General features: G+C 59.7%; 10 protein-coding genes. 4 read left to right on the plus strand and 6 right to left on the minus strand.

Annotation, left to right across the window (positions count from 1 at the left end; all coding sequences use genetic code 11):
* The first annotated feature begins 70 nt into the window (after positions 1 to 70).
* Entirely contained in the window at positions 71 to 391 is a 321-nt protein-coding gene (locus ACZ0A4_RS26540; RefSeq protein ID WP_463576901.1) for a hypothetical protein, read from the plus strand.
* A 50-nt stretch (positions 392 to 441) separates the two neighbouring features.
* On the opposite strand, the gene ACZ0A4_RS26545 is transcribed toward ACZ0A4_RS26540, so the two are convergent.
* Positions 442 to 894, minus strand: coding sequence for a hypothetical protein (locus ACZ0A4_RS26545; protein WP_463576902.1), 453 nt, complete (start codon positions 892 to 894; stop codon positions 442 to 444).
* A 516-nt stretch (positions 895 to 1,410) separates the two neighbouring features.
* Between ACZ0A4_RS26545 and ACZ0A4_RS26550 the strand changes: the two genes are divergently transcribed.
* The gene (locus ACZ0A4_RS26550) at positions 1,411 to 2,247 is read left to right on the plus strand and encodes a 23S rRNA (adenine(2030)-N(6))-methyltransferase RlmJ (protein ID WP_034151703.1); all 837 of its coding nucleotides are present in this window, start codon (positions 1,411 to 1,413) and stop codon (positions 2,245 to 2,247) included.
* A 66-nt stretch (positions 2,248 to 2,313) separates the two neighbouring features.
* Here the strand turns inward: ACZ0A4_RS26550 and msrA are convergent, their stop codons facing one another.
* The 5 genes from msrA to aceE form a co-directional block, all read right to left on the minus strand.
* On the minus strand, positions 2,314 to 2,979 hold the full coding sequence (gene msrA / locus ACZ0A4_RS26555) for a peptide-methionine (S)-S-oxide reductase MsrA (RefSeq protein ID WP_095187387.1): 666 nt from the start codon (positions 2,977 to 2,979) through the stop codon (positions 2,314 to 2,316).
* Between the two features lie 208 nt (positions 2,980 to 3,187).
* Positions 3,188 to 5,884: a putative bifunctional diguanylate cyclase/phosphodiesterase gene (locus ACZ0A4_RS26560; RefSeq protein ID WP_463576905.1), complete on the minus strand. Its 2,697-nt coding sequence runs from the start codon at positions 5,882 to 5,884 to the stop codon at positions 3,188 to 3,190.
* A gap of 252 nt (positions 5,885 to 6,136) precedes the next feature.
* On the minus strand, positions 6,137 to 7,534 hold the full coding sequence (locus ACZ0A4_RS26565) for an alkaline phosphatase D family protein (RefSeq protein WP_463576907.1): 1,398 nt from the start codon (positions 7,532 to 7,534) through the stop codon (positions 6,137 to 6,139).
* 277 nt (positions 7,535 to 7,811) lie between these two features.
* On the minus strand, positions 7,812 to 9,773 hold the full coding sequence (aceF, locus tag ACZ0A4_RS26570; protein ID WP_463576908.1) for a dihydrolipoyllysine-residue acetyltransferase: 1,962 nt from the start codon (positions 9,771 to 9,773) through the stop codon (positions 7,812 to 7,814).
* An 11-nt stretch (positions 9,774 to 9,784) separates the two neighbouring features.
* Positions 9,785 to 12,430 carry a pyruvate dehydrogenase (acetyl-transferring), homodimeric type gene (gene aceE, locus ACZ0A4_RS26575; RefSeq protein ID WP_008081364.1) on the minus strand — a complete coding sequence of 882 codons (2,646 nt, stop codon included), beginning with the start codon at positions 12,428 to 12,430 and terminating at the stop codon, positions 9,785 to 9,787.
* Positions 12,431 to 12,814: 384 nt separating this feature from the next.
* Here aceE and glnE point away from each other — a divergent pair, with 384 nt between their 5' ends.
* Both glnE and waaF read left to right on the plus strand, forming a co-directional pair.
* Complete coding sequence (glnE, locus tag ACZ0A4_RS26580; protein WP_463576910.1) at positions 12,815 to 15,754, plus strand: bifunctional [glutamate--ammonia ligase]-adenylyl-L-tyrosine phosphorylase/[glutamate--ammonia-ligase] adenylyltransferase; 2,940 nt, start codon at positions 12,815 to 12,817, stop codon at positions 15,752 to 15,754.
* A gap of 307 nt (positions 15,755 to 16,061) precedes the next feature.
* Entirely contained in the window at positions 16,062 to 17,096 is a 1,035-nt protein-coding gene (waaF, locus tag ACZ0A4_RS26585; RefSeq protein ID WP_141128548.1) for a lipopolysaccharide heptosyltransferase II, read from the plus strand.

Below are 17,096 nucleotides of genomic sequence, written 5' to 3' on the forward strand. Positions count from 1 at the left end.
GCGCATGGCTGCCACCCAAACCCGTAGGAGGGCGATGGTGGAAGCTCATTTCACTACCAGAGGTTCAAAAATGAAAACGCTAACACCCGATCCACCCTACGAAAAAATCATCCCCCATCCCGACAACCGCTTCATGGCCCTGACCGGCAATTGCAGCGACATGCCGACCCTGTTCATCGACACCCACGTGCCCCTCGACATCCTCATGGACGCCGCCAACCATCGCCTGCGCGCCGTGATCCAGGTGCTGGAAAACATGTGCATGCGCGGCTCGGTCGAATGCGACTCCGTCATCCTCAGCGACTTCGCCCAGCTCTGCGTGATCCCTTTGCGCGACGGCTGTGATGTGCTTGATGTCATCGGCAGGCGCCTGCGCGGCATGACCGCCTGAAAAAGATCAAAAGATCGCAGCCTGCAGCAGCTCCTACACGGGATTGGTGTTCACTCTGTGGCTGCCGAAGGCTGCGATCTTTTGACTTTGATGGATGGAATGTACGCATCCTGCGTTTTGATAAAGCGGTTGAACGCCTCGGAGTTGTAGACCTTCAGGCACGCAAGGAACACTACTTTTTCATTCGAGTATATGCTGGTTGAAGGTGTCTGCTCGTAAGCCGTTAATACGTAGTTTCGGGTTTCTTTGTAGGGATCGTGCAGCACTTGCAGCGTGTCTTCATTTTGCAGGATGGTGTGCATGCCTTTACCCATGAACGAATAGGCATTGGCGGACAGTGCAATGTCTTTTTCCAGCGCGGAGCGTTCGTTGAATGGCTTTAGGATGCAGTGGCTCAGGCCGTAGTTCTTTAGTGTCTGGCGTGCCTGTTCAATGTGGGTTTCTTCGGCAAAGGCGAGGTATGGGCCAAGCAGGCTGAATAAGCAGATGATCAGATATCGCATGAGTTTTTGACTTCCTGTCGTTCATGGTTAGCCAGTTTAACGCCATAAAAGCAAAGCCCCTCACCCTAACCCTCTCCCAGAGGGAGAGGGGACTGACCGAGTTGTCTGGGTGATGTACGCCGACTTGCGACTTCAGTGGTGAACTTCGTTTGGCCAAGCCTGGATGGGGTGTTGTTTCGAGGGACTGACCGAGTTGTCTGGGTGATGTACGCCGACTTGCGACTTCCGCGGTGAACTTCGCTTGGTCAAGCCTGGAGGGTGGTGTTCTTTCGGGGGGACTGACCGAGTTGTCTGGGCGGTGTACGCCGACTTGCGACTTCAGTGGTGAACTTCGCTTGGCCAAGCCTGAGATCACGCTGATCATTCAGGTCGATGTAACTCGCAAAATCACCACCGTCAGTCCCCTCTCCCTCCGGGAGAGGGTTAGGGTGAGGGCAGGCTTTTGTCCGCTCGGCTGCGAACCCCTGACTTGCCGCGCGGTAAAAGGTAAACTTTGCGCCCTTCGCAGGAGCAGCCATGAATTATCGTCACGCCTTCCATGCCGGCAATCACGCCGATGTGTTCAAACACCTGACCTTGACCCGCCTCATCGCCCTGATGTCGCGCAAGGAGCAGCCGTTTGCCTATCTCGACACACACGCCGGCATCGGTCTGTATGACTTGCAGGGCGATCAGGCCAACCGTACCGGTGAATACCTGGAAGGCATCGCGCGTTTGTGGGAGCAGCCGGATCTGCCGGCGCTGACCGCCGACTACATGAAGGTGCTGCACGAGATGAACCCGGATGGCCAGTTGCGCTACTACCCGGGTTCGCCGGAGCTGGCGCGGCGCCTGACCCGCCCACAGGATCGGGTGATGCTCAACGAGAAGCACCCGGAAGACGGCGTGCTGCTCAAGGACAACATGGCCGGTGATCGTCGGGTCAAAGTTCATCTCGGTGAGGGCTGGCACGTCGCGCGGGCGATGTTGCCGGTGCAGGAGAAGCGCGCGGTGATGTTGATTGATCCGCCGTTCGAACAGCTCGACGAGATGCAGCGTTGCGCGGCGTCGTTGAAAGAGGCGATTGGCCGGATGCGTCAAACCGTGGCGGCGATCTGGTATCCGGTGAAGGACCAGCGTGCGTTGCGCCGCTTCTATCAGGATCTGGCCGGCACCGGTGCGCCGAAGTTGTTGCGCGTGGAACTGCTGGTGCATCCGCTGGATACGCCGAACAGCCTGAACGGCTCGGGTATGGCGATTGCCAATCCACCGTGGGGGCTTGAGGAAGAATTGCGCGAGCTGCTGCCGTGGTTGTCGAAGAAGCTTGGGCAGACCCAGGGCGGCTGGCAGATGGATTGGCTAATAGCGGAATGAAGTTGCGAGCTACAAGCTACAAGGTGAAGCGAGCGACGCTTGTAGCTTGTAGCTTGTAACTCGAGCTTAGTTGCCTGCCAGGCTAGGTGGCATGCACACGCCGGTGCCGCCAATCCCGCAATAGCCTTCAGGATTCTTCGCCAGGTACTGCTGGTGATACGCCTCGGCGAAGTACACGGTCGGTGCCTGTTCGATCTCGGTGCTGATTTCGCCCAGACCTGCCTTCGACAGCTCAGCCTGATAGGTCGCTTTGCTTTTCAGTGCAGCATCCAGATGCTCAGGCGAGGTCGCGTAGATCACCGAGCGGTACTGCGTGCCGATGTCGTTACCTTGGCGCATGCCCTGCGTCGGGTTGTGCAGTTCCCAGAACATCGCCAACAACTCTTCGTAGCTGACTTTATCTTTGTCATACACCACCAGCACCACTTCCGCGTGACCGGTCAGGCCCGAGCAGACTTCTTCATAGGTCGGATTCGGCGTGAAACCACCGGCATAACCGACGACCGTGCTGACCACGCCTTCGCGCTGCCAGAAGCGGCGCTCGGCGCCCCAGAAGCAGCCCAGACCGAAAATCGCAAAATCGACGTCCTGGAAAAACGGGCCAAGCAGCGGGGTTTCTTCGAAGACGAAGTGCTTTTCAGGCAGGGTCATCGCGGTTTCGCGGCCGGGCAGAGCTTGTTCTTTAGTCGGGAGCACGTTTTTGTTCACCAGAATTTCCGAGCGCAGAACCATGATCGTTCCTCTCAGTCAGGTTGGATGTAAAAAGTCAGACCGCCAGTGTGCCCAATGATGCCCGATTTCGCACTCTTCAAATGTGGGGGCGACGGTGCGACGATTCGACCTGCTCGCGAAAGCGGTGTGTCAGGCGACGATGATGTCGACGCTTTTATCGCCTTCGCGAGCAGGCTCGCTCCCACAGGGGATCTTCGACAGATGGGATTTACAGGCAGAGCGGGCCGCGCGGGTAGCGCTTGAGGGCCTGGATCAGTTCGGCGCCGGGGATTGGGCGGTCGAACAGGTAGCCCTGGCCTACATCGCAACGATGCCGACGGAGGAACGCCAGTTGCTCGGCAGTCTCGATACCTTCGGCCACGACCTTGAGCTTCAGGTTGTGCGCCATGGCAATCACCGCCGAGGTGATTTCCATGTCGTCCTGGTTGTCGGGGATTTCATGGATGAAGCTGCGATCGATCTTGATGATGTCGATCGGGAATTTCTTCAAATAACTCAGCGACGAATAACCGGTGCCGAAGTCGTCCATGGCCAGGGTCAGGCCGAGACGCTTGAGCTGGTCGAGCTGCAAGTGCGTGTCTTCGGTGGCTTCCAGCAGCAAGCCTTCGGTCAGCTCCAGCTCAAGCAGATTGGCCGGCAGCGCTTCTTCCTTGAGGATGTTGGCGATGGAGGCGACCAGGTCCGGGTCGGAGAACTGTTTCGGCGACAGGTTGATCGCCACTTGCAGGTTGCCCATCCCGGCAGCGGTCAGCGCTTTGCTCATACGGCAGGCCTGACGGGCGATCCACTTGCCGATCGGAATGATCAGGCCGGTTTCTTCGGCGACGCTAATGAACTGGTCCGGGCGGATCATGCCGCGCTCCGGGTGATTCCAGCGCAACAGCGCTTCCATACCCAGCAAGCGTCCGCTGCGCAGGCACAGCTTGGGCTGGTAGAACACGTCCAGCTCGTTCTGGGTCAGGGCGCGGCGCAGATTGTTTTCGACGAACAGTTTGTAGCTAGCTTCAGCGTTCAGTGCTTCGGTGAAAACTTGCACCTGATGTTTGCCGTTGGCCTTGGCCTTGTGCAGCGCCAGCCCGGCGTTACGCATCAGCGTTTGCGGGTCGCGGCCATGCAGCGGCGCGCACGCCAGGCCGACCGAACCGGTAACGCTGATCAACTGGTTATCGACGAACATCGGTTTATCCAGCGTCGCCAGCAATTGGTTGGCGATCTGCTGACCGGTCGCCAGATCCGTGTCGTCGAGCAGCACGGCAAATTCGTTACTGGCGAATCGCGCGAGGCTGCCGCTCGGGCTGAGGCTGTTGCGCAGACGTCGGGCCAGGCTGATCAGCAGTTTGTCGCCGGTCTGGTGACCGAGGCTGTCGTTGATCCGCTTGAAGTTGTCGATGTCGACCAGCAGCAGGCTGATCGGGGTATCGCTATCGCGGGCGAAGCGTTCGTCCAGATTGCGGATAAACGCCGGGCGATTGCCGAGGTTGGTCAGGTTGTCGGTGTAGGCCAGACGTTCGATGCGCTGCTGCGCGAGCTTGGTCTGGGTGATGTCTTCGTAGATGCCGATGTAATGCGTCAGTTCGCGGTTGTCGCCATAGACTTTGGAGATCGACAGCTGGCCCCAGTACGGTTCGAGGTTTTTCCGGCGGCTCTTGAATTCACCCTGCCAGCTGTTGCTCTTGGCCAGCGCCGAGGGCGCGTCGAACAACAGCTCGCTGAGGTTTTCCAGCGCTGGCAGCTCGGATAGACGCTGGCCGTGAACTTCCTCGGTGGTGTACTGGGTGATCGCGGTGAAGCTCGGGTTGACGTACTCGACCACGCCGTCGCAATTGACCAGCAAAAACGCGTTGGCGCTTTGCTCGACCGCACGCTGGAACAGGTGCAGGGCGCTGGTGGCGGTGCGGCGGTTGTGGTTGTTGATGACTTGCGCGAATTGGTCGGCCAGCTCGCCGGCAAAGGCGATTTCGTCGGACTGCCAGGCGCGGGTGACGCCAGTCTGCTCCAGGCACAGCACGCCGACCACTTGGCCATCGACGCGAATGCTGGCATCGAGCATGGCGTTGACATCACGCGGGCGCAGGGCTTCGGCCATCTCACGGGTGCGTGGGTCGCGCATTGCATTGTGTGCGTCGATGGCGCGGCTGCCGTGCAGGGCGTCCATGTAATCCGGGAAGCTGCTGATGTCGATCACGTCCGGGAGGATGTACTCCTGGGTCGCGCGGTGGTACGCGGAGATCGGCACCAGATGCTGGCCTTCGAGGTTCCACAGGCTGGCGCAGTCGATTTCATAGATATCGCAGGCGCAGCGGGTGATCAGTTCGGCGGCTTCCTGCAGCGAGTTGTGCGTGCTGTAGCGCTGGCGCGCGAGCAGCAGAATCAGGTCCTGCTGGGCGCGTACGCGCTCCAGGTGCTGCAGTTGTTCTTGCTGGGCCCGTTGATTGAGTTCAAGGGCGATCTGCAGGCGGGAGTTCTGGGTTTCGAGGTCAACGGAGGGCAGTGGCGGCGCTTCGTCGAAGACGTGATCGACCGCCAGCAGATAGCCGCGCAGCAGATGACGGTTGTGTTGTTTGTAGGCTTCACCCAGTTCCAGGATGCTCAGCGCACCGGCCGCCGTGTGCAAGGTGTAACGCACCAGATAATGCGGGCTGGCGGTCAGCTGTTGCTGGATCGCGTCGTGCAGTTGATAGCGCGCTTCCGGTTCCATCAGGCTGGCGTAGGGCGAGCCGACCAGCGCGCAGAGTTCGACGGCCGGCTGGCCGAACTGACGTTCACAGTTGGGATCGAGGAACAGCATGGCCCAACTGGCTTCATTCAAGCGCTCGAAACGCAGCATGCCGAGCCGCGAGGGCACAGGCAACTGCGTCACTACCTCGGCCGCCATACGGCTGGCGGCATCGGGTTGGCTCTTCATGAAGGGAACTCGCTTGGAAATATGCTGAACGCGCCGGGCTCTCGCCCTCTTTACTGTTGCCTGCGGCAAGGTTGCATCATTGCGGCACCGACTGACAAGAGAGATGAAGGCCAAGTGCTATAAGAATATGTCGGCTGCGCTGAACATTTCTCCAGCCCGTGGTTGAAAAGAGCCAAAGATTGCAGCCTGCTCCAGTGTCTACAGGGGAATGCGCCCTCTGCAGGCGCTGCCGAAGGCTGCGTTCTTCAAGGCTTAGCGCAGTTTTATGACGATCGACTGCAGCTGTTTGCCATCGCGGTCGTGGTAATTGACCTGAATCTGCCCGGCCTCGACCACCACATGAGCGAAATTGTCCTCACTCACCACTGTGCTGGTCAGCTCATGCCGATAATTGCCCGCCGCTGTACGCACCAGCGGCTGATCGAGAATGAACGTGGACGCTTTGGCATACGGCAGCAGTTTGCTGTTGCACAGCGGTGAGGACACCACGGTGTGGACTTCGAAGTCCGGGTCTTCGCTGTGGGTCAAGCGAGCGGTCAGCGAGCCATGCACGTCCCCCGAAATGAACACGACATTCTTGATGCGCCGGGTGCGGATGGTTTCCAGCAAGCGCAGGCGCTGCTCGGGAAAGGCTTTCCAGGCGTCATCGCCGTGGAGCTTGCGATCCGGATAGAACATCACGCTGGTGACCACGAACTTGACCCGCGCCGTGCTGTTGCTCAACCATTTGAGCAGGGCCTGCTCCTGCGCCTCGTCGAGGATGCGTCGATCATCGCCTGACAAGTTGCGGCGGGTGCGACTGTCGGTGACAAACCATTCGATATCGCCATCGCTGAACTGATACCAGTAATGCTCAAGTGTTGCGTGATCTATTTCGCCGTTAGTTGTCAATGGGTGTGCTGGACTGTGACTGGCCTGATACAACTCATAAGCGGCCATGGCGTTACGATATAAGTCAATGTCGGCCTTGCTGGCATTGGCGGGCCAGTTATCTTCGATTTCGTGATCATCAAGAATCATGTAAGTCGAAGTGCCGGACATCAAACGTTGAATATTCGGTTGGGAGAACGCTGCGCGGTATTTATTGAGGATGTCTTTGTATTCGCGGTCCGGTGCGACCACATTCAGATCGTCCACGTAAATTTGATCGCCGGTCATCAATACCGCACTGATCGGCGGTTGTATGCCTTCGATCACCTGATTGATGGATGCAAAGATCCGGTCGCCCAGTTGCGGCAGAGATGCGATACCGGCGGTCATGCGCAGGTAGCGGCAGGAACCGACAATATAGGCTCTGGGTTGCAGGGCTTTGCTGGAGCGGGTGCGCAGGCGATAGATTTCCCGCGGCCATTGCAGCGGCAACTCGGCAACGCTATCCGGCGTGTGCACCGGATTCATCGGGCTGAACCAGCCAGTCTGATATTCATATTCGGTATCGCTGCTCAAATTGTTGAGGGCGAATACTTGCGACATGTCGCGTAATTCGCTCAGGCGGGAAAAGTTACCTTTCGACCATTGGTTTGTGCCGGATGCGCGATAACGAATTCCAGCAAATACCCGTGCATTGTTCTGCAGGTCGCCGCGCATGAATATGCGTGCGTGATTAGTTGTAATGTGGCCGACAATTGGGCCGATAGTTGGTTTTAACATGTCGAATCCATTCGAATGAATTTGAATAAATGTGAGTTTTTCGAAGTTTGTTTAGTTGAATTTACTGCGCCTAGATTAGTTGCGTATCGAATGAAAAAGATCGGCGTCAAGTCGATTGAGGCTGTGGCCGATATCAGCGCAATGTGTGGGAAAAAGACCAGGATGAGTTTTCTTCAGGCAAAAAAAAGCCCCGCCAAACTGACGGGGTTGAGGTACGAGCGTGTGGCGCTCGAAAGGGTGCAGCAATCGGCCCTCTGTCGCCGGAGGGCCGATCGAGTTACAGCAGGATCGTGCGAATGTCCGCCAGCAGGCTGCCCAGACGCTGGGTGAAGCGTGCGGCAGCGGCGCCGTTGATCACACGGTGATCGTAGGACAGCGATAGCGGCAGCATCAGTTTCGGCTGGAAGGCTTTGCCGTCCCAGACTGGCTGGATGGTTGCCTTGGAAACACCGAGGATCGCCACTTCCGGCGCGTTGACGATCGGCGTGAAGCCGGTGCCGCCAATGTGGCCGAGACTGGAAATGGTGAAGCAGGCGCCTTGCATGTCGTCAGCGGTGAGCTTCTTGTCGCGGGCTTTGGCGGCCAGCGCAGCGGCTTCGGCTGCCAGTTGCAACAGGCTCTTCTGGTCGACGTTCTTGATGACCGGTACCAGCAGGCCATCCGGGGTGTCGACGGCGAAGCCGATGTTCACGTATTTCTTGCGGATGATCGCTTTGCCGCTTGGTGCCAGCGAACTGTTGAAGTCCGGCAGCTCCTTGAGCATGTGCGCGCACGACTTGAGCAGCAGTGGCAGGATGGTCAGCTTGACGCCGGCCTTCTCTGCAACGGCTTTCTGCGCGACGCGGAACGCTTCCAGCTCGGTGATATCAGCCGAATCGAACTGAGTCACGTGCGGGATGTTCAGCCAGCTGCGGTGCAGGCTCGACGCGCCGATCTGCATCAGGCGAGTCATTGGCACTTCTTCGATTTCGCCGAAACGGCTGAAGTCGACGACCGGAATCGGCGGGATGCCCGCGCCACCGGTTGCGCCAGCAGCAGCGGCCGGTGCTTCCTTGGCCTTCTGCATCATCGCTTTGACGTAAACCTGCACGTCTTCTTTCAAGATACGCCCGTGCGGGCCACTGGCGCCGACAGCGTTCAGCTCGACGCCGAACTCGCGGGCCAGTTGACGCACGGCTGGGCCGGCGTGAACTTTCGCGCCCGGCTTGGCCGGTGCGGCGGCTGGAGCGGCAGCAGGTGCAGGCGCAGCGGCAGCCGGAGCAGCAGCGGCAGGCGCACTTGGAGCAGCGGCGGCAGCTGGCGCCGGGGCAGCAGCAGGGGCCGCGCCTTTGACTTTCAGCTTCAGAATCAGGTCGCCGGTACCGACTTCGTCATCCAGCTTGATGGAAACGCTTTCCACCACGCCAGCGGCAGGCGATGGAATTTCCATGCTCGCCTTGTCGGATTCCAGGGTGATCAGCGACTGGTCGGCTTCAACGGTGTCGCCAGCCTTGACCAACACTTCGATGATCTTGGCTTTGCCCGACGAACCGATGTCCGGAACGTGGATGTCCTGAACGCTGTCAGCAACCGGAGCGGCTGGCGCGGCTGCCGGAGCAGGCGCAGCGGCAGCGGCCGGTGCAGCAGCCTGAGCCGGAGCGGCCGCAGCAGGGGCCGCAGCACCCGCCACTTCCAGATCCAGAATCAGGTCGCCAGTGCCGACTTCGTCGTTGAGCTTGACGCTGATGGCCTTGACCACGCCAGCGGCAGGCGACGGGATTTCCATGCTCGCCTTGTCGGATTCCAGCGTGATCAGCGATTGATCAGCTTCGACGGTGTCGCCGACCTTGACCTGAATCTCGATGATCTGTGCCTTGCCCGACGAACCGATGTCCGGCACGTGCACTTGCTGAACCGAAGCGGCAGCAGGGGCAGCGGCTGGCGCGGCAGCAGCAGGAGCGGCGGCCGGTTTTTCTTCAGCCTTTTTAGCCGGTGCAGCAGCCGGAGCAGGGGCCGCTTCAGCGGCGCCCTCGACTTCCAGCTCAAGCAGTTCGTCGCCTTCTTTCAGACGGTCGCCCAGCTTCACTTTCAGGCTTTTGATGACGCCGGCTTTCGGGGCCGGCACTTCCATGCTGGCCTTGTCCGATTCCAGGGTCAGGATGCTCTGGTCGGCTTCGATACGGTCGCCGACCTTCACAAACAGTTCAATTACTTCACCTTCACCGCTGCCGATGTCAGGTACGCGAATGAGTTCGCTCACAAAATGTCTCCTCAGCAGTCTAGTGGGTTGCGTTTTTCCGGGTCGATGCCGAACTTGGTGATGGCTTCAGCCACAACCTTAGGTTCGATATCACCACGGTCAGCCAGTGCTTCCAGGGCTGCCAACACCACGAAATGACGGTCAACTTCGAAGAAATGACGCAGTTTCTTGCGGCTGTCGCTGCGGCCGAAACCGTCGGTGCCGAGGACTTTGAATTCCTTGGACGGTACCCACTGACGGATCTGCTCGGCGAACAGTTTCATGTAGTCGGTAGAGGCGATGACCGGACCTTTACGGCCGTTCAGGCACTCTTCGACGTAGCTCAGCTTCGGCTTCTGGCCCGGCTTCAGACGGTTGCTGCGCTCTACAGCGAGGCCGTCGCGACGCAGTTCGTTGAAGCTGGTAACGCTCCAGACGTCAGCGCCAACGTTGAACTCTTCACGCAGGATCTTCGCCGCTTCACGGACTTCACGCAGGATGGTGCCGGAGCCCATCAGCTGTACGTGATGCGCCGCATCGCGGGTGTCTTCTTCGAGCAGGTACATGCCTTTCTTGATGCCTTCTTCGGCACCGGCCGGCATGGCTGGCTGCTGGTACGACTCGTTCATCACGGTGATGTAGTAGAAGATGTCCTGTTGCTCTTCGGTCATCTTCTTCATGCCGTCCTGAATGATCACCGCCAGCTCGTAGCCGTAGGTTGGATCGTAGGTGCGGCAGTTCGGGATAGTCGCGGCCAGCAGGTGGCTGTGACCGTCTTCGTGTTGCAGGCCTTCACCGTTCAGGGTGGTACGGCCGGCGGTGCCGCCGATCAGGAAGCCACGGGTACGGCTGTCGCCGGCAGCCCAGGCCAGGTCGCCAATCCGCTGGAAGCCGAACATCGAGTAGAAGATGTAGAACGGCAGCATCGGCTGGTTGTGGCTGGAGTACGAAGTACCGGCAGCGATGAAGGAGCTCATGGCGCCTGCTTCGTTGATGCCTTCTTCAAGGATCTGACCTTTCTGGTCTTCCTTGTAGAACATCACCTGGTCTTTATCGACTGGCTCGTAGAGCTGGCCGACGGACGAGTAGATGCCGAGCTGACGGAACATGCCTTCCATACCGAAGGTACGGGCTTCGTCCGGGATGATCGGAACGATGCGCGGGCCGATTTCCTTGTCCTTGACCAGTTGCGCGAGGATCCGCACGAAGGCCATGGTGGTGGAAATTTCACGGTCACCGGAGCCGTCAAGGATGGCCTTGAGGGTGTCCAGGTCCGGGGTTGGCACGCTGAAGCTTTGTGCGCGGCGCTGAGGTACGAAACCGCCCAGTGCAGTGCGACGCTCGCTGAGGTAGCGGGCTTCGGCGCTGTTTGGCTCTGGCTTGAAGAACGGCAGGTTCTCCAGCTCTTCGTCCTTGACCGGGATGTCGAAGCGGTCGCGGAACAACTTCAGGCTGTCGACGTCGACTTTCTTGGTGTTGTGCGCAGTGTTTTTCGCTTCGCCGGCACCAGTGCCATAACCTTTGATGGTCTTGGCGAGGATGACGGTTGGTTGTTCTTTATGGTTGACCGCTTCGTGGTACGCCGCATAGACCTTGTACGGGTCGTGGCCGCCACGGTTGAGTTTCCAGATCTCGTCGTCGGACAGATCAGCAACCATCGCCTTGAGTTCTGGCGTGTTGAAGAAGTGCTCGCGAACGAACGCGCCGTCTTTGGCTTTGTAGTTCTGGTACTCGCCGTCGATGACTTCGTCCATGCGACGTTGCAGGATGCCGTCGACGTCTTTGGCCAGCAGTGGGTCCCAGAAACGGCCCCAGATGACTTTGGTCACGTTCCACTGAGCACCACGGAACACGCCTTCGAGTTCCTGGATGATCTTGCCGTTGCCGCGAACCGGGCCGTCGAGGCGCTGCAGGTTGCAGTTGATGACGAAGATCAGGTTGTCGAGCTTCTCGCGGCCGGCCAGGGAGATCGCGCCCAGGGATTCCGGCTCGTCGCACTCGCCGTCGCCCAGGAAGCACCAGACTTTCTGTTTGCCTGGCTGGATGAAACCGCGGTGTTCCAGGTACTTCATGAAGCGTGCCTGGTAGATCGCCTGGATCGGACCCAGACCCATGGATACGGTCGGGAACTGCCAGAAGTCAGGCATCAGCCAAGGGTGCGGGTAGGACGACAGGCCCTGACCGTCGACTTCCTGGCGGAAGTTGTTCATCTGGTCTTCGGTGATGCGGCCTTCCATGAATGCACGGGCGTAAACGCCTGGCGAGGTGTGGCCCTGGAAGTAGATCAGGTCGCCGCCGTGTTCGTCGGTCGGGGCCTGGAAGAAGTAGTTGAAGCCGATGTCATACAGGGTCGCACTGGAAGCGAAGCTGGAGATGTGACCACCCAGGTCAGAATCTTTCAGGTTCGTACGCATTACCATGGCCATCGCGTTCCAGCGCACCAGCGAGCGAATGCGGCGTTCCATGAACAGGTCGCCAGGCATGCGTGCTTCGTGGGTTACCGGGATGGTGTTGCGGTAAGGCGTGGTGATGGCGTAAGGGAGTTGCGAGCCGCTGCGGGTCGCGAGTTCGCCCATACGGGTCATCAGATAGTGAGCACGGTCTTCGCCTTCTTTGTCGAGAACCGATTCCAGGGCGTCCAGCCATTCCTGGGTTTCGACGGGATCGAGGTCTTGCATGGCTTGCTCCAGGGCGGAAAGGCTTCCAGAATCGGTTGCCTGAGTTTGCGACTGGCCTTGTGGGCAGACGATTTAAAATTCTTGGATTGCCGATAGGTTGTTCCGGCGGCGTGTAGTTTTACTACAAATCTTCCGGCATTTCAGCCTTTCGAATGTATAGACGAGTAGTAAAACTACAGAAGAATGGCTTGTGGCCTCCGGCTGCGTTGTGAGAATAATCGTTAAGGTTGGTCTTTTGCCATCCGAAAAAGGTGAAACTTTGATGTTCGCTGCCAAAGAGAAAGAAATTTCAGCTATTTCTAACTTTTGTTCGACAGTCCTCCGGGTAGCGGGTTTTCACCAATCACTACAAGCGGCCATTTACACGCCGATCAAGGATAGACCATGACCCTGCCCGTGCTTGCCGAACTGCCCGCCATTCTCCTGCCGTTGGTCACTCGATCCGAGCAGTCGTTCCGTACGGCCGTCGCCGCGCTGGAAGACGATCACGGCTTGGTGAACTGGACGCCAGAGCGCTGGGCGCAGTTCGCCCGCGTCACCGCCGCCAGCGAATTCGTCATTGAACAGAGCGTTCGTGACCCTTTGATGTTGCTTGCGCTGGTGCAGTCCGGCGAACTCGACCGGGCTTTCGCGCCGGGTGAGTTGTGTGCGCAGATTGCCGCTGCGGTGAACGCCGCTCAGAGCGAAGATGAGCTTGGCCGTGCGTTACGCCGCCAACGTGCTCGCCATCAAGTGCGGATCATCTGGCGCGATCTCACGCGTCAGGCTGACCTGGTGCAGACCTGCCGCGATCTCTCGGACATGGCCGACGCCACCATCGATCAGGCTTATCAATGGTTGTACAGCCGCCATTGCGAACAGTTCGGCACGCCGACCGGCCGCCGCAGCGGTGAGCCGCAGCAAATGGTCATCCTCGGCATGGGCAAGCTCGGCGCCGTCGAGTTGAACCTGTCTTCGGATATCGATCTGATCTTCGCCTACCCCGAGGGTGGCGAAACCGTCGGCGTGAAGCGCTCGCTGGATAATCAGGAATTCTTCATTCGTCTCGGCCAGCGCCTGATCAAGGCGCTCGATCCAATGACGGTCGATGGTTTCGTCTTCCGTGTCGACATGCGCCTGCGCCCGTACGGCTCGTCCGGCGCGCTGGTGCTGAGCTTCAATGCGCTGGAGCAGTATTACCAGGATCAGGGCCGTGACTGGGAACGCTACGCGATGATCAAGGCGCGAGTGGTGGCCGGCGATCAGGTCGCGGGCGCGCAGTTGCTCGACATGCTGCGGCCGTTCGTTTACCGACGTTACCTCGACTTCTCGGCGATCGAAGCGCTGCGCACCATGAAGCAGCTGATCCAGCAGGAAGTGCGGCGTAAGGGCATGGCCGACAACATCAAGTTGGGCTCTGGCGGTATCCGCGAGGTCGAGTTCATTGCTCAGGCCTTTCAGTTGATCCACGGTGGCCGGGACTTGAGTCTGCAACAACGTCCTCTATTAAAGGTGTTGAGTACGCTGGAAGGGCAGGGTTATCTGCCACCGGCGGTGATCAGCGAGTTGCGCGAGGGCTACGAATTTCTCCGTTACACCGAGCACGCGATTCAGGCGATCGCCGACCGCCAGACCCAGATGCTGCCGGATGGCGCGCAGGATCAGGCACGCATTGCCTTCATGCTCGGTTTCGCCGATTGGGATGCCTTCCACGAAAAACTGATGTTCTGGCGCGGTCGTGTCGCCTGGCACTTCGCCCAGGTAATTGCCGATCCCGACGAGGATGAAGGCGCCGAAAGCGAAGTGGTGGTCGGCGGTGAATGGCTGCCGCTGTGGGAAGAGGCGCAGGACGAAGAAGCGGCGTGCCGGCAGTTGGAGGAGGGCGGTTTTGCCGATGCCAGCAAAGCTCTGAAAGCCTTGGCCGGATTGCGCAGCAGCCCGCAATTGCGCGCGATGCAGCGGCTGGGGCGCGAGCGCCTTGATGCTTTTATTCCGCGTCTGCTCGCGCAGGCCGTGGAGCATGCCAATCCCGATCTGGTACTTGAACGGGTGTTGCCGCTGGTGGAAGCGGTCGCTCGGCGTTCGGCTTATCTGGTTTTGCTGACGGAAAACCCCGGTGCGTTGCGCCGCTTGCTGACGTTGTGCGCGGCGAGCCCGTGGATCGCTGAGCAGATCACCCGCTTCCCGCTGCTGCTCGACGAATTGCTTAATGAAGGTCGCCTGTTCAAGCCGCCGCTGGCGCCGGAACTGGCAGCTGAACTGCGCGAGCGGCTGACGCGGATTCCCGAGGACGATCTCGAACAACAAATGGAAGCCCTGCGTCATTTCAAGCTGGCGCACCGCTTGCGCGTCGCCGCCTCGGAAATCGCCGGCAGCCTGCCGCTGATGAAAGTCAGCGATTACCTGACCTGGCTGGCCGAGGCGATTCTTGAGCAAGTGCTGGCCCTGGCCTGGCGCCAGACCGTGGCCAAGTACGGCACGCCGCTGCGCACCGACGGCACGTTGTGCGATCCCGGCTTCATCATTGTCGGTTACGGTAAAGTCGGCGGTCTGGAGCTGGGGCATGGTTCCGATCTCGATCTGGTGTTTATCCACGACGGCGATCCACAGGCGGAAACCGACGGGCCGAAGTCGATCGATGGCGCCCAGTTCTTCACGCGGCTGGGGCAGCGCATCATTCACTTGCTGACGGCGCAGACCAACTCGGGTCAGCTCTATGAAGTGGATATGCGTTTGCGGCCGTCCGGTGCTTCGGGGCTATTGGTGAGTTCGCTCGGCGCGTTTGCCCGCTATCAGGAAAATGAAGCCTGGACGTGGGAGCATCAGGCCTTGGTTCGCGCGCGAGTGCTGGTCGGCAGTCAGGATGTCGGTCAGGCGTTCGAGAAGGTTCGCGCCCAGGTGCTGGGCAAGGCGCGTGATCTGGCGAAGTTGCAACAGGAAGTCAGCGAGATGCGCGCGAAGATGCGCGACAACCTCGGCACCAAGAGCACCGCAGCCGGAACGGCAGCAAATGCTTTCGACGCCTCGGCGCCGTTCGACCTCAAGCAGGACGCCGGTGGTATCGTCGATATTGAATTTATGGTGCAATACGCGGCTCTGGCGTGGTCACAAAGCCATCCGCCACTGCTGCGCTGGACCGATAACATTCGCATTCTGGAAGAGCTGGAACACGAAGGGCTGATGCCTGCCGAAGACGCCAGCCTGTTGCGCGAGGCCTATAAAGCCTACCGCTCCGCCGCCCACCGACAGGCCTTGCAGAAGGACGCCGGGGTGATACCGGGCGACCAGTTTGCCGACGAACGCCGGCAGGTTTTACGGATCTGGAAAGAGTTGGGGCTAAGCTGAAAGCGGTTTGTGCAGCACCCAATACCCTGTGGGAGCGAGCTTGCTCGCGAAGACGGAGTGTCAGACGACACCGATGTCGGATGTAACGGCCCCTTCGCGAGCAAGCTCGCTCCCACAGTGGATCTACAGTGTCTGTAGATCTGAAGCAGGACGAACAAACAATGTGGGAGCGAGCCTGCTCGCGATAGCGGAGTGACAGTCGACAGTCATGTTGAAGGTAATGACCCATCGCCAGAAGCGCCGCTCCCTCAGTGATTCTCGAGGCGGGGAGGCGTAAATGCCTCCCCGGTTCGTTTTTGGAAACCACATGAATATTTTGATCGTTGGGCCCAGTTGGGTCGGTGACATGGTGATGGCGCAGACACTGTTTCAGTGTCTCAAGCAGCGCCACCCACAGTGCGAAATCGACGTGCTGGCCCCCGAGTGGAGCCGGCCGATCCTTGAGCGCATGCCCGAAGTGCGCAAGGCCTTGAGCTTCCCGCTCGGCCACGGCGCGCTGGAACTGGCAACGCGTCGGCGCATCGGCAAATCCCTGCGCGGTCAGTACGATCAGGCGATCCTGCTGCCCAACTCGCTGAAGTCGGCGCTGGTGCCGTTTTTCGCCGGCATCCCGAAACGCACCGGCTGGCGTGGTGAGTTCCGCTACGGCTTGCTCAATGATGTGCGCACCCTCGATAAAGAACGCTATCCGCTGATGATCGAGCGCTTCATGGCCTTGGCCTATGAAGCCAATGCCGAGCTGCCGAAGCCGTATCCGCGCCCGAGCCTGCAAATTGATCCGGTCACCCGCGAAGCGGCGCTGGCCAAATTCGGCCTGAGCCTCGATCGCCCGGTGTTGGCCCTGTGCCCCGGCGCAGAGTTCGGCGAGTCCAAGCGTTGGCCGTCCGAGCACTACGCCAAAGTCGCCGAAGCGCGTATCCGCGAAGGCTGGCAGGTGTGGCTGTTCGGCTCGAAAAACGATCACGCGGTCGGCGAAGACATCCGCGCACGGCTGATCCCGGGCCTGCGTGAAGAGTCGGTCAACCTCAGCGGCGGCACCTCGCTGGCCGAGGCCATCGACCTGATGTCCTGCGCCGACGCGGTGGTCTCCAACGATTCCGGCCTGATGCATGTTGCCGCCGCGCTGAATCGCCCACTGGTCGCCGTCTACGGCTCGACTTCGCCGGGCTTCACCCCGCCGCTGGCCGAGCACGTCGAAGTGGTACGTCTGGGCCTCGATTGCAGCCCGTGCTTCGACCGTACCTGCCGCTTCGGCCATTACAACTGCCTGCGCCAGCTGATGCCGAACGCGGTCAACGATGCCTTGCAGAAGTTGCAGGGCTCTGTGGTCGAGGTTCATTAA

Source organism: Pseudomonas sp. AC172 (genome assembly GCF_979258595.1).